This is a genomic window from Desulfosarcina cetonica JCM 12296 (assembly GCF_001311845.1).
Lineage (GTDB): Bacteria > Desulfobacterota > Desulfobacteria > Desulfobacterales > Desulfosarcinaceae > Desulfosarcina > Desulfosarcina cetonica.
The window spans coordinates 1-13,068 of the sequence record NZ_BBCC01000172.1 but is presented as its reverse complement, the minus strand read 5'-3'; the positions used below and the strand labels follow the sequence as shown (position 1 = coordinate 13,068).

The window sequence follows — 13,068 nt, the reverse complement described above, 5'->3', positions numbered from 1 at the left end:
AGGTCGCTGACCTGCAGGTTGCGGCCGTCGGCGGCCACCCGGGTCATGACCATGAAACAGGTGAATTTCATCACCAGCACCGCCGCCGCATAAAACATGGCCGCCGCGTACCCGGCCGGCGTCATACAGAGCATGGCCAGAAGCAGGTAGCCGGCGTGGGCCACGCTGGAGAAGGCCATCAGGCGTTTGAAATCCCGTTGGGCAATGGCGGCCAGGTTGCCCACGGTCATGGAGAGCACGGCCATGGCAATCAGGCCGCGGGCCAACATGTCGCCATGGCCCTGGGTCAAAGAGATCAATCGCAGCAAAATGGCCACAGCAGCCACCTTGGAAACGGCGGCAATGAAGGCGGCCACGGGATTGGGCGCCCCCTGGTAGGCATCCGGTGCCCAAAAATGAAAGGGAAAGACGGCCAGCTTGAAAAAGAAGCCGGCCAGGGTCAACAGCAGGCCGGCGGCCACCAGGGGCTGATCGATCAGGTTCGGCAGCGTGTGGATCAGCCGGTCCACATGCAGCGTGCCGGTGGCCCCATAGATCAGGGCCAGGCCGAACAGCATGATCGCCGACGCACTGGCGCCCACCAAAAAGTAGCGCAGGCCCGCCACCATGCCCATTTGCCGATCGCGGCGCAGGAACACCAAGAGATAAAGGGAGTAACTGGAGAGTTCCAAGGCCAGAACGATGGCCAGCAAATGAACCGCCGAGGCCAGCAGCATCATGGACAGCGTGCAGACGCCGAGTAAAAAATAGGCTTCACGGTGATGCTCGGGCGCGACCCCGCCGAAATCGTCACACAGGATCACCACCAGGAAAAAGCCGATCCCCAATAGCGCCTTGAACACCTGGGAGAAGAGATCCACCCGGTAGACGCCGCCAAACAGATCGCCGCTAAGCGGCGTGCAGGCGATCCCGACCAGGGCGACGACCGCCGCCAGGGCCACGGCCAGGGGATAGTCCCGCCGTGGATCGGATTTCAGGCAGGCCAATACGAAAAACACGGCCGTGGTGGCCAGAAGGGTCAGTTCGGGGGTAAACCGTATCCAGTCCATCGCTATCCTATCCGGCCAGCAGTTGAATGGTGGCCGTGTGAATCATGTCGAAAAGCAGTCCCGGAAAAAGGCCGAAGAGCACGATCACCGACACCAGAATCACGCGCGGCACGGCCATGGTCAGGGAGACATCCGGCAGATTGGCGAATTTTTCCACCGGCGGCCCATAGCAGGTTTTCTGCACCACGCGCAGCATGAAGAGCGCCCCCACGGCCAGGGCGGCAATGGCCAGGACGCCGGCCACGGGGTAGGTGCGCACACAGGCGATGAAAACCACCAGCTCACCCCAGAAGCTGGCCAGGCAAGGAACGCCGATGCCGGCCAGGGCGGCGATGATGAAGAAGGAGGCCGCCCGCGGCATGATCCGTCCCAAGCCGCCCAGATCGGCGATGGTTTTGGTGTGGGTGCGGTCGTACACGTAACCCACCGATGAGAAGAAGAGCGCCGTCATGATCCCGTGGGCAAACATCTGGAAAACCGCGCCGTTCACCCCGTCGACGGTCACGGTGGAGAGGCCCAGGCCCACGATGCCCATGTGCGAGACGCTCGAGTAGCCGATGACGTACTTGAGGTCGGTCTGACTCAGCCCGACGAAAACGCCGTAAACGATGCCGCAGACCGCCAGGGTCGCCATGAGCGGTGCCCAATAATGCCACCCCTCCGGGCAGAGGAAGATCCCCACCCGCAGGATGCCGAAGGCCCCGATCTTCATCAGTACGCCGGCATGGATCATGGAAACCGCCGTGGGCGCGGCCACATGGCCCACCGGCGACCAGGTATGAAAGGGAAAGACCGCGGCCAGGATCCCGAACCCGATATAAAGCAGCAAAAAGGCCAAGCGCTGCTGGCCGGGGGTGAAGCGCTGGCCCTGCATGAGGGTGATCAGATCGAAGGTCATGCTCCCGGAATGGGCTACCAGATAAACGATCGCCGGCAAAATCAAAGCGCTGCCGGCCAGCAGGTACAGGGTCAGCTTCATGGCGCCGTACTCCTTGCGCGTGCTGCCCCAGATGGCGATGAGCAGATACATGGGAAACAGGGAGACATCGAACCAGACGAAAATGAAAAAGAGGTCCAGGGCCATGAACATGCCGAAGACGCCGGCCACGAGCAGGAAAATCAGGGCGAAGAACTCCTTGACGCGCAGTTCCAGCTCCCACATGGTCAAGACGGCGGTGAAAAAGACGATGCCGGTCAACAGCAGCATGGGCAGGGCAAAGCCGTCCACACCGTTATGGTAGGCGATGCCCAGGGAGGGAATCCAATCCACATGCTCGACAAACTGAAACCCACCCAGCTGCCGGTCATAGGCCGCATAGAGATAAATGGAAATCGCAAGGGTCAACCCGCTGAAGACGGCGCTGACGATCTTGATGGGGCGCGTCTTCTCGGCGGGGATCAGCAGGATCGCCATCAGCCCGATGCCGCAGCAAAGCAAAAGGGTCGTCAAAACAGGAAACTCGGCCAGCTGGTATGCCATGGTCAACCGCCCCATCCGATAAATATCACCAATCCGACAACCGCCGCGAACATGGCCATCAGCCGGTACTGGATCATGGCGGCGTGCAGCCGCTGCATGATCCGACCCAGCCCGATGGTGGACAGCCCCAGCGTGTCCAGGGCGCCGTCGATGACCTTGCGGTCATTGGCGGTGAAGAGTCGCGACACGGTTCCGTAGATAAACCGATCCAAGAACAACCGGTAAAACCGGTCCAGGTACCAGCGCTGAGCGAATAGATCCGCCAGCGCGGGGAACCGCTCCACCCAGCCGATCTGCGGCGCCTTCTTGCGGCCGAATTCGAACCAGGCCTGGCAGATGGCTATCAGCGCCAGACCACCGGCCAGCATGGGCAGCCACTCATGGAACCCGGCTTCGGGCGCATGGGTTGCCAGGGTCTGAAAAAGAAACCGATGCAAGGGCGCCTCGACAAAGCCCAGCACCACCGTCACCGACGCCAGGACGCCGAGCACGCCGAGCATGGCCCGCTCGCCGAATTCGCCGGCATTTGCCGCAGGGTGATCGGCGGCCGGTTCGGCTTCATCTTTCCGGGGAAACAGGATAATGAAGATCAGGCGGAACGAATAGTAGGTGGTCAGAAACGCACCGATCAGTCCCGCCAGGAAAGCGATCGGATGACCCGTGTCCAGAAGGCTGCCCAGAATCAGCTCCTTGCTGAAAAACCCCGATAAGGGCGGCAGGCCGGACAGGGCGCCCGCGCCCACGATCAGGCAGACCATCACGGTTTTGAGCCGCCGCCCGCCCCGACGACCGATGCTGAACATGTCGTTGGTGCCAAAGTGGTGGATCAATACGCCGGCACACAGGAACAACAGCGCCTTGAAGCCGGCATGCGTGGTCAGGTGGAAAACCCCGGCGAACAGGCTGCCGCCACCCAGTCCCATGAGCATGAACCCCAGTTGGCTGATGGTCGAAAAGGCCCAGACCTGTTTGATGTCACGGGCCACCATGGCCATGGTCGAAGCCATCAGCATGCTGATGGTGCCGATGGCCAGGCAGACGCCCATGGTTGTCGGCGACAGGGAAAAGAAACCGAAAAGCCGGGCGAAGAGGTAGACACCGGCGGCCACCATGGTCGCCGAGTGCAAAAGCGCGCTCACCGGCGTGGGGCCCTCCATGGCGTCGGGCAGCCAGGTGAGCAGCGGGAATTGAGCGCTCTTACCGATGATGCCACCGAAGATCAACAGCCCGCCCAGGGTGATCATGCCCGGCGACAACCGCGCGCCCACGGCCGCCGGATCGGTCAACACGGGGATGTCCAGGGTGCCCAGTTGCAGCCACAGCAGCACCAACCCCAGCAGGAAAGCCACGTCACCGGTACGGGTCATGACAAAGGCTTTCTTGCCGGCCTCGCTGGCACTGAATTTCTCGAACCAGAAACCGATCAGCAGATAGGAGGCCAGCCCGACCAGTTCCCAGAAAATGTAAAGCTGCACCAGGGAGCTGGAGAGCGTGAGGCTCAGCATGGCCCAGGCGAACAGGGACAGGCAGCCGTAATACCGGCCGAAACCCGGATCGCCGGCCATGTAGCCCAGCGAATAGATCTGCACCAAAAAACTGATCGTTGCCACCACGGTGAACATCAACAGGCTCAAGGGATCCAGCAGGATGCCAATGGGCACCGCCATCCGGCCGGATGCCATCCAGACGGTCTGGAACACCAGCGACTGGTCCATATGCCAGTGCCACGCCAGCAGAAAGATGGCCGCTAGCAATGAGCCCCCGGCCGCCCCAATGGCGATGCCGGCCGACAGCTGGTGACGGGAACGGGTGGCCACCATGATCACGCCAAAGGCGATCAGCGGCAGCAAAAGAGCGATGAGGCAACCGTCAGGCTCAGGTTCATGCGGCGCCTCCTTCCCGATCGGCGGTCATCGCCACCGCCGGATCGATGGATCCGCCGTGCCGGTAGATCCCGACAATGGCGGCCAGGCCCACGGCGACCTCGGTGGCGGCAATGGCCAGAACAAAGATGACCACCGCCTGTCCCTCCATCTGCCGCCAATTCAGGGAGGCGCCCACGAAAGCCAACGCGCCGGCGTTGAGCATGATCTCGATGCCCAGAAGCATCATGATCAGGTTGCGTCGGGCCAGGGTGGCAAACAAGCCCAGGGCGAAAAGCAGGGATGAAACGATCAATACGTGGTTGAAGGGAACGATCACGACGCCTCCTCCGGGTCGGCCGTCGTCCGGCGCGCCCTCAATCCCAAAAGGTAGGCGCCCACCAGGGCGACCAAGAGCAGCATGGAGGCGATCTCCACGGCCAGCCAGTGATTCTGGAACAGATAGATGCCGAAAGCGGTCGGATCGGCCTGGGCCGCGGCCATGGCATCCCATCCGGCGCTCGTGCGCCCCATCAACGCCGTACTGACGACCAGAAATCCGGCACTGATCAACACGGCCGGCAGTAGCTGGGCTGCCGGAAAAAACATCCCCGGCGGCTTTTTCAGCCGGAGCATCATGATCATGAAAAGGAACAGCACCATGATCGCCCCGGCATAGATGATGATCTCCAGGGCGGCCAGGAAGGGTGCGCCCAATAGATAGAAGAGCATCGCCGTGCCGAAGAAGGAAAGCACCAGGTAGAGCACCGCATGCACCATGTTGCGCCGGGTCACGGCCATGGCCGTGGCGGCGAGGATCAACAAGGCGATGGCGTAAAATAAAATCGTCAGGATGGACATGGTTGCCTGTCTCGATAAAAATGCCGTTCGGCGCCGCTCACGGCATGTTGCTGCGCACGTTGACCGGCGGCGCCTCGTTGATATGCTCGCCTTTATCCCGCTGGTCGGTGGCGATGCCGGCATGCGCGTAAAAGTTGTAGTCCGGGTCCTTGCCCGGGCCGTCGATCAACAGATCCTTTTTCTCGAAGACCAGGGTGAGAATATCCCGCTGGACGTTCTCGAAGTCCGGGGTCAACTGGATGGCCGAAGTCGGACAGGCCTCCTCGCACAGCCCGCAGTAAATACAGCGGCCGAAGTTGATACGGAACCAGCGGGCATAACGCCGGCCGTCGGCCTGCTCGGCGCTTTGCATGCTGATGCAGCTCACCGGACAGACCGCCGAGCAGAGGTAGCAGGCCACGCAGCGTTCCCGGCCGTCGGGATCGCGGGTCAACACGATGCGGGCCCGGGAACGGGCCGGCAGCTTTCGCTTGAACTCCGGATAGGATTCGGTCACCGGCCGGCGGACCAGGTGTTTGGCCGTGGTGGCGAAGCCATCCACCAGGCTTTTACGGCCGACCAGCCGCTGTTCTCCTCGGGCGTCATTTTTTTTTCATCAATTTTCATGAATCGTTATCTCGATTAAAACTGGATGAACATGCCGGTCAGCACAATATTGACCAGCGCCACCGGAATCAGCACCTTCCAGCCCAGGGCCATGAGCTGGTCATAGCGCAGCCGCGGCAGGGTGCCGCGGATCCAGATCATGATCACGGCCACGATGAAGATCTTGATCAGCAGCCAGACGATCGGCGGCAGCCAGGGGCCGTGCCAGCCGCCCAGGAAAAAGACCGCCGTGAGCGCGCCCAGCACCTGGATGTGCACGTACTCTCCCAAGAAAAAGAGTCCGAAGCGCATCCCCGAGTACTCCATGTGAAAACCGGCGCCCAGCTCGCTCTCCGCTTCGGGCAGGTCGAAGGGAATGCGCTTGCTCTCGGCCATGGCGCTCAGCATGAAAATCACAAAGGAGATCGGCTGGAGCACGATGAAGGGCACCTTGGCCTGGGCATCCACAATGGCGGTCAGGCTGAAGGAGCCGGCCAGCATGACCACCGGCACCAGGGAAAGCCCCAGGGAAAGCTCGTAGCTGATCATCTGCGCCGCGCCACGGATACCGCCCAAAAGGGCGAACTTGGAGTTGGCGGCCCAGCCGCCCAGGGCCACGCCGTAAACGCCCAGGGAGGAAAGCGCGAACACGTACAAAAGGCCCACGTTGAGATCACTGATCACCATGGGCACCGGCCGCCCGAAAAGGCGCACCTCGGGCCCCAGCGGCACCACGGCGAACATCAGCATGGCCGTCATGGCCACCACCGCCGGCGCCACCCGGAAGATCACCCCGTCTGCCGCGTCGGGAACGATGTCCTCCTTGGTGAGCAGCTTGACGGCATCGGCGATGGGTTGCAGCAGGCCGAAGATGCCGCAGCGGTTGGGTCCCAGGCGAATCTGCAGCCGGGCAAGCAGCTTACGTTCCAGCCAGACCAGGTAGCTGGCCGCCAGCAGAAGCCCGCCCAGCATCACGGCGATTCGCGAAAAGAACGATCAGGCCTAAGAGATAGTCCATGCTCAGGTGGTTTCATGTTGGGGTTCGGTCGCAATTGCCGAACGGTCGATGATCAGGCGGGTCTCTCCCGCCAGCTGCCAGTCCAGCCCATGCTGCCGGGGAATCACCAGCACGCCGGGCGCCATGGCCGGATCGGCGTCTATCGGCACATCCAGGCTGCCGCCGTTGACCGCCAGGGTGACCCGGCCACCGGCCACAAGGCCCAGTTCGGTCAACGTCTCGGGATGCATCCGCCCGGCTGACGCGACGGCCAGTTCATCCAAGGCCGGCGTCCCTGAGGACAGAGGCTCGGTGCCAAACGTGTCGGCCACCAGCAACAGGGCAATACCTGCCTCCAGGCGGCTTTGGGCATCCGCAGTCAAGGCTTCCGTCGGCTCGATGGCGCCACTCGCCGTTGTTAGATCGATCCGTCCATCCGAAAGGGACGATGGCACGGCCGGGTGAAAATCCGCCAAAGCGGCTCTGAGCCGTGCTTCAGATGTGGCGGTGGCCGGATCATCACCGGCCAGTTGGGTCAGTGCCCGCCAGGCGACCATGGGGTCGTCACCGGGAATCGTGGGGCCGAACACCCGCGGCGGATGATCCCCGCCGCCGGTCATGCTCAGGGGCTCACCGCCGGTCATCACCGGCATGGCCGATTGCAGACGCCCTTCCTGATTGATCCAACGCCCGCCGTATTCATAAACGGTCTGGGTGGGGATAAAGTGCCTTGCAACGGAATTCAGGGGGCTGGCCAAATAGTCCATCACCACCACCTGTTCCAGCCGGTTCAGAGCCGCCGCCATCTCCGGTCGATCCGTAAACACACGGGAATCCGCCTCCACCAAAATCAGGGCCTTTAGCGTTCCATCGCTGATCCGTCCGGCCAGCGTCTCCATGGAAAGGACGGCGTCGCCGATCAGGGCTGCGGCAAAGGCATTGGCGCCATCCAAGGTAAAAAAGAGCCCCACCGACTTGTGGGTCGGCCGCAGGGCCTCGGCCAGATCCGCCGCAGATGCAATATCGTCGGGCAGGGTGATCTCCGTGCCACATACCACCACCGGCCGCGGGCTGCCGTTGAGCCGCCGGGCCAGGGCGGCCAGGGGCTCGTCCATGGATGCACTGCCGCTTTCGCGAATCTCCTGAACAAGTGCCCGAAGGTTTTGCCAAGGGAGACCGGATGAATGGCAAGGTGATCGAAATCGAAGGGCAAGCGGATACCGCGCGGATCGATGACCGTCACCCGGCCGCCGCGACGCGTCGTCTGGCGCAGGGTCATGGCCAGCATGGGGGCCTCGTTCAGGGGATCGCGCCCACCACCAGCACCTCGTCGGCATCGGCGAGCTCTGCCAGGGAGACGGCCAGGTCCGGTGTCAGACGGCCAACAGCCGTCCGGATGTTCAGCATTTGACGTTGGGTAGTGGCAACGACCGGGCCGGCCCAGCCTTTTTCCCGCGCAACGGCCTTGGCCATCGCCAGGTTTCCAGGCTGCAGCGCGGAGAGACCATCACAGCCACGCTCTCGGGGCCGGACGCCTCCGCGACCCTTTGGAGCGCATCGCCGGCGGCATCCATAATCTCGCTCACGGCAGCCGGTTTGCCCACCGCCATGGCCCGGCGGGGACGGTCGGGGGCGCTGGCATAGGCATATCCGAAGCGTCCCCGGTCGCAGATGAAATGGCCGTTGACCGCCGGATGGAAGCGCGCCTCGTGACGCACCACCTGGCGGTAACGCGCCGAGGCGGTCAGATTGCAACCCAGGGAGCAGTGCAGACAGACCGACGGCTGACGCTGAAAATCCCAACGTCGGCCAAAAAAGCGCGACGGTTTGTCCGTGAATACCCCCGTGGGGCAGATGTCGATCAGGTTGCCGGCAAAGGGGCTCTCCAGCGTGCCGGAAGCCACGCGGCCAAAGTAGACCCGACTGCCGATCCCCATCACGCCCAAATCCCGGTAGCCGCTGAATTCCTGGTAGAAACGCACGCAACGGTAACACTGGATGCAGCGGTTCATCTCGTGCTGCACCAAGGGGCCCAGGGATTGGTTGCGGTGGGTGCGTTTGCGTCCCAGGTAGCGGCGCATCCCGTGGCCGCCGGCAACGGTCAGGTCCTGGAGCAGGCAGTGGCCGCCCTCGTCGCACACCGGGCAGTCGTGGGGATGGTTGAGCATGAGAAATTCGATCACGTGTCGCCGAAAGTCCACTGCCTCGGCATCGGTGGTGGAAACCACCATGCCATCCTGGGCATCGACCATGCAGCTCATCTGGATGCCCTTGACCGGTCCCTCCTTAAAGGCCACGGCACACACCCGACAGGCCCCCACCGATCCCAGGGCCGGGTGAAAGCAAAACCGGGGAATCACGATGCCCAGCCGCTGGGCGGCCTCGATCACCTTGGTCCCTTGAGGAACGGTAACTTCCCGGTCATCTATCTTTAAAGTCGGCATAATCTTTCGCACTCAACCGTATGGTGGTAATGCCAAATGTCAAAATCCGAATGACAATTGAAGGATGGGAACCGATTTTATTATTCTAAACGACAGCATGCCTTCAATTGACATTTGTCATTGGGCCTTTGACATTCTTTTCGGGCAGCCACGGTGGCCTGCCCCTACGCAAACGGGCATTTCTTTTCTTCGATGTGTTGCATAATTTCGTCTTCAAAGTGGGCCAAGAGACTCTCGATGGGCCCCACCCCGCCCGGCGCGAAGGCGCAATAGGTTTTCCACAAGTGCCGGCAGATCGTTTTGATCTGGGGGATCATGTCGGCCTCGCCCTGGCCATTTTCAATGCGCCCCAACAGATCCCGCAAATAGGGGAAGCCCTCCCGGCACGGGGTGCACCAGCCGCAGGATTCACGGGCGAAGAATTCGGTCAGGTTCAAAGTGGCCGCCACCATGCAGGTGTGGTGGTCAAACACCATGATCGCCCCGGTGCCCAATCGGTTGCCGACTTTTTTCAAGGAATCGAAATCCATGGCGATGTCGTAATGCTCGGCCGTCATGAACCCCGTTGAGGCACCGCCGGGCAGGCAGGCCTTGAACCGCGCACCGTTTTTCATCCCCCCGCAACAATCCTCGATGATCGTCGAAAGCTTGACCCCCAGGGGCAGCTCATACACGCCGGGCCGGTTCACCTTTCCCGAGACACAAAACAGTTTTGTGCCGGCGGCCTCGGGGGTCAGGGCCAGGTCCTTGAACCACTGGGCCCCATGATTGACGATATGGGGAATGCACGCCAGGGTCTCGACATTGTTGATCAGGGTCGGCTTGGCCCACAGGCCCTTGTCGGTGGCATAGGGGGGTGGCTGCTTGGGGTTGGGCCGCCGGCCCATGAGGGCGTTCAGTTGGGCGGTGACTTCGCCGCAGATATAGCGGCCGCCACTGCGGTGCACGACGATGTTGAAACCGTAGTCGCTGCCGAGAATGTTCTCCCCCACCAAGCCGGCCTCACGCGCCAGGCCGATTTCCCGCTCCAGGATGCGCGCCGCGCTCTCGTATTCGGGCCGGATGAAGATGATGCCGTGAGAGGCCCGGATGGAAAAGGCCGCCAGAGTCATGCCCTCGATGAGCATGTGCGGCTCGGCGTGCAGGAAGACGCGATCCTTGAAGGTTCCCGGTTCCATTTCATCGGCGTTGCAGACCACATAGCGCGGATGCGGGGCATCGTCGGCCACGGTCTTGAGCTTGACACCGGCCGGAAAGCCGGCCCCGCCGCGGCCCAGTAGGGTGGCATCGGCCAGCACGGCCTTGACCGGCGCCGGATCGCCGTTTTGAATGACCGACGCCAGGGCCGTGTACCCGCCATGCTGCCGGTACTCCTCGAGGGTGGTGATGCGGTCCGGCTGCCGGTATTTCAGCAACACCTGTGGATAATCGGCACTCACGCGGCATCCTCCCGCAGGCTGTCGACCAGCCGATCAAGGGATTCGATGGTCAGGGGACCGTGCACCTTGCGATTCACCAGAATGGCCGGCGCCCGGTCACAGTAGCCGATGCAGCAGACCGGCAGGACGGTGAAGAGCCCGTCGGCCGTGGTTTCGCCCAATTGGATGCCCAGCCGCGCCAGCAAATGCGCCACCAGATTGACGCCGCCCTCCATCCAGCAGATCACGCTGTCGCACACATGGATCACGTAGCGGCCCACCGGTTCGCGGTAGATGAAGGTATAGAAGGTGGCCAACTCCTCCAGCTCCAGCGGCGTCATCTCCAGAAGACCGGCGGCCAGCGCCAGGGAGTCGTCGGAGAGATAGCCGTAGTGGTCCTGCAGGCGATTGACCACGTCAATGGCCATCTCCCGCGGGTGCGGCACCCCGGCAACCATGCCTTTAAGTTCCTTCTCGAGCGTTTCCGGTAAGTTTGCTTTCAACGTAATCTGCCGTTAATCCATGCTGTGAAGTTCATAAGGCTTTGTGAGAAGCCCGAGATCAAGGCTTGCGTGAGGCGTACGTTAGTCCGTCGCAGCGACGAGGGATGCGCGTAACGCCGATATCGGGTTTCTCGCAAAGCCGCCATACTTACCTGTCGATGTCCGGTAGAATGTAGTCCACCGACCCGATAATGGTGATCAAATCCGACAGCAACCGGCCCTTGGCCATCAACGGCAGGGCCTGGACATTGGCGAACCCCGGCGAACGGATACGCATGCGGTAGGCATAGCCCAATCCGTCGCTGACAACGAAATAGCCCTGCTCGCCCCGGGGAATCTCGCAGGCTACATAGGCCGCGCCCTTGGGAATCTTGGGCCCGCGGGTGACATTGATGAAATGGTGGATCAGGCTCTCGATGTCCTTAAGCATATTCTTCCTGTCCGGCACCACGTAGCGGTAGTCATCGGTCAGGGTGCGCCCCGGCGGCATCTCTTCGGCGGCCTGGCGGATGAGGGAGAGACTCTGGCGCATCTCCTCGATACGTACCAGGTAGCGCGCATAACAATCGCCGCCCTCGGCCGTGGGCACCTGAAAATCGAACTGCTCGTAACCGCTGTAGGGAAAGGCCTTGCGCAGATCCCAGGCCAGTCCGCAGGCCCTCAGGTTGGGACCGGTGACGCCCCAGTCCATGGCGTCGGCCAGGGAGATGGCACCGACACCCATGGTGCGGGCACGGAAGATCGGATTCTTGGTGATCAGGCTTCGTACTCGTCCATGCGCGCGGCAAAAATGCGCGTGAAGTCGTCCACCATGGCCTTCCAGCCCTCGGGCAGGTCAGCGGCCACCCCGCCGATGCGCAGCCAGGCCGGGTGCAGGCGGCCGCCGGTGATCAGCTCGACGATGTCGAGGATCATCTCCCGTTCGCGGAAGGTATAGAAGGTCGGGGTCATGGCCCCCACGTCAAGCGCGTAAGTCCCCAGCCAGACCAGATGATTGCTCAGCCGGAACAGTTCCGAAAGCATCACGCGAATGCACTGGGCCCGGGATGGCACGGCAATGCCCGCCAGGGTCTCCACGGCCATCACATAGGGAAGGTTGTTGGCCGCCCCGGCCAGATAGTCCACCCGGTCGGTATAAGGGATGAACTGGTGCCAGGTCTGGCGCTCACCGATCTTCTCCGCCGCCCGGTGGTGATAGCCGATCTCGATGTCCATGCCTTCGATTGTCTCACCATCCAGGGCCAGCACGTAACGGATCAGCCCATGGGTGCTCACGTGATGGGGACCGACGTTGAGGACCAAATCGTGATGGCCGTGGCGGTTCTTCACGAAAAAGCCGCCGTCGCGCGGCTGCAACCGGCGGGCGTCGGCCTGGGTGTAGGGCGCCATATCCGTGGCCCGGCCGGGATGGGACTTGCGCAAGGGGTGCCCCTGCCAGTAATCGGGCATAAGCAGACGCCGCAGATCCGGGTGTCCGTCGAAGCCGATGCCGAACATGTCATAGACTTCACGCTCGTACCAGGCCGCCGAGGGCCAAATGCCGGTAACGCTGCCGGCGCTGGGCGCCTTACCCGCCAGTGGCACGCAAAGCCGCAGGCGCGTGGCCGGCTCGAAGGCCAATAGGTGATAGACCAGGGTGTAATCGCGATCCGCGGGCTCACGTCGCAGATTCGTCGATGGCGGTCAGGTCGTCCAGACGTTGAAACCGCGGCTCGGCCTCATTCTTCAGGAACCGCAACACATCCCCGACGATACCGGGATCCACGCTGAAGCTGGCCATGTCGCTGGTGGGCGCCTGTGCCCGTACCTGGTCGCCGAAGCGCCGGGATAGGGCGTCGGCCAGGCGGCGGTCGGTTTCACTAAACTCGC

13 protein-coding genes and 1 pseudogene are annotated in these 13,068 nt (G+C 62.5%); 1 reads left to right on the top strand and 13 read right to left on the bottom strand.

Annotation, left to right across the window (positions count from 1 at the left end; all coding sequences use genetic code 11):
* The 8 genes from JCM12296_RS26750 to JCM12296_RS26715 form a co-directional block, all read right to left on the bottom strand.
* Nucleotides 1-1,049: NADH-quinone oxidoreductase subunit N (locus JCM12296_RS26750; RefSeq protein WP_054699586.1), on the bottom strand; the 1,049-nt coding region annotated here is incomplete at its 3' end.
* Between the two features lie 7 nt (nucleotides 1,050-1,056).
* On the bottom strand, nucleotides 1,057-2,529 hold the full coding sequence (locus tag JCM12296_RS26745; protein ID WP_054699584.1) for a complex I subunit 4 family protein: 1,473 nt from the start codon (nucleotides 2,527-2,529) through the stop codon (nucleotides 1,057-1,059).
* Between the two features lie 2 nt (nucleotides 2,530-2,531).
* A complete protein-coding gene (locus tag JCM12296_RS26740) occupies nucleotides 2,532-4,379 on the bottom strand; it encodes an NADH-quinone oxidoreductase subunit 5 family protein (protein WP_246804927.1) in 1,848 nt (615 codons plus the stop codon).
* A 31-nt stretch (nucleotides 4,380-4,410) separates the two neighbouring features.
* On the bottom strand, nucleotides 4,411-4,731 hold the full coding sequence (gene nuoK, locus JCM12296_RS26735) for an NADH-quinone oxidoreductase subunit NuoK (protein ID WP_054699580.1): 321 nt from the start codon (nucleotides 4,729-4,731) through the stop codon (nucleotides 4,411-4,413).
* On the bottom strand, nucleotides 4,728-5,252 hold the full coding sequence (locus tag JCM12296_RS26730; protein WP_054699579.1) for an NADH-quinone oxidoreductase subunit J family protein: 525 nt from the start codon (nucleotides 5,250-5,252) through the stop codon (nucleotides 4,728-4,730). Before JCM12296_RS26730 ends, nuoK begins: the two co-directional genes overlap by 4 nt.
* Nucleotides 5,253-5,289: 37 nt before the next feature.
* Nucleotides 5,290-5,814, bottom strand: a complete 525-nt coding sequence (gene nuoI / locus JCM12296_RS26725) for an NADH-quinone oxidoreductase subunit NuoI (RefSeq protein ID WP_054699577.1) — start codon at nucleotides 5,812-5,814, stop codon at nucleotides 5,290-5,292.
* A 59-nt stretch (nucleotides 5,815-5,873) separates the two neighbouring features.
* Nucleotides 5,874-6,809 (bottom strand): NADH-quinone oxidoreductase subunit NuoH, encoded by a 936-nt coding sequence (gene nuoH, locus JCM12296_RS26720; protein WP_054699575.1) that lies wholly within the window; start codon nucleotides 6,807-6,809, stop codon nucleotides 5,874-5,876.
* A 48-nt stretch (nucleotides 6,810-6,857) separates the two neighbouring features.
* Nucleotides 6,858-7,949, bottom strand: a complete 1,092-nt coding sequence (locus JCM12296_RS26715) for a hypothetical protein (protein ID WP_054699573.1) — start codon at nucleotides 7,947-7,949, stop codon at nucleotides 6,858-6,860.
* A 2-nt stretch (nucleotides 7,950-7,951) separates the two neighbouring features.
* Here JCM12296_RS26715 and JCM12296_RS26710 point away from each other — a divergent pair, with 2 nt between their 5' ends.
* Nucleotides 7,952-8,245 (top strand): hypothetical protein, encoded by a 294-nt coding sequence (locus JCM12296_RS26710; RefSeq protein WP_054699571.1) that lies wholly within the window; start codon nucleotides 7,952-7,954, stop codon nucleotides 8,243-8,245.
* On the opposite strand, the gene JCM12296_RS26705 is transcribed toward JCM12296_RS26710, so the two are convergent.
* The 5 genes and pseudogenes from JCM12296_RS26705 to JCM12296_RS40330 form a co-directional block, all read right to left on the bottom strand.
* On the bottom strand, nucleotides 8,235-9,278 hold the full coding sequence (locus JCM12296_RS26705; protein ID WP_083456553.1) for an NADH-quinone oxidoreductase subunit G: 1,044 nt from the start codon (nucleotides 9,276-9,278) through the stop codon (nucleotides 8,235-8,237). The genes JCM12296_RS26710 and JCM12296_RS26705 overlap by 11 nt on opposite strands.
* 164 nt (nucleotides 9,279-9,442) lie before the next feature.
* Nucleotides 9,443-10,717: a complex I 51 kDa subunit family protein gene (locus JCM12296_RS26700; protein WP_054699567.1), complete on the bottom strand. Its 1,275-nt coding sequence runs from the start codon at nucleotides 10,715-10,717 to the stop codon at nucleotides 9,443-9,445.
* Nucleotides 10,714-11,199: an NADH-quinone oxidoreductase subunit NuoE gene (nuoE, locus tag JCM12296_RS26695; RefSeq protein WP_246804925.1), complete on the bottom strand. Its 486-nt coding sequence runs from the start codon at nucleotides 11,197-11,199 to the stop codon at nucleotides 10,714-10,716. Before nuoE ends, JCM12296_RS26700 begins: the two co-directional genes overlap by 4 nt.
* A gap of 148 nt (nucleotides 11,200-11,347) precedes the next feature.
* A pseudogene (gene nuoD, locus JCM12296_RS48185) lies at nucleotides 11,348-12,819 on the bottom strand (NADH dehydrogenase (quinone) subunit D).
* Between the two features lie 37 nt (nucleotides 12,820-12,856).
* Nucleotides 12,857-13,068 (bottom strand): hypothetical protein (locus JCM12296_RS40330; protein ID WP_218188297.1); only part of this gene is annotated, 212 nt, incomplete at its 5' end.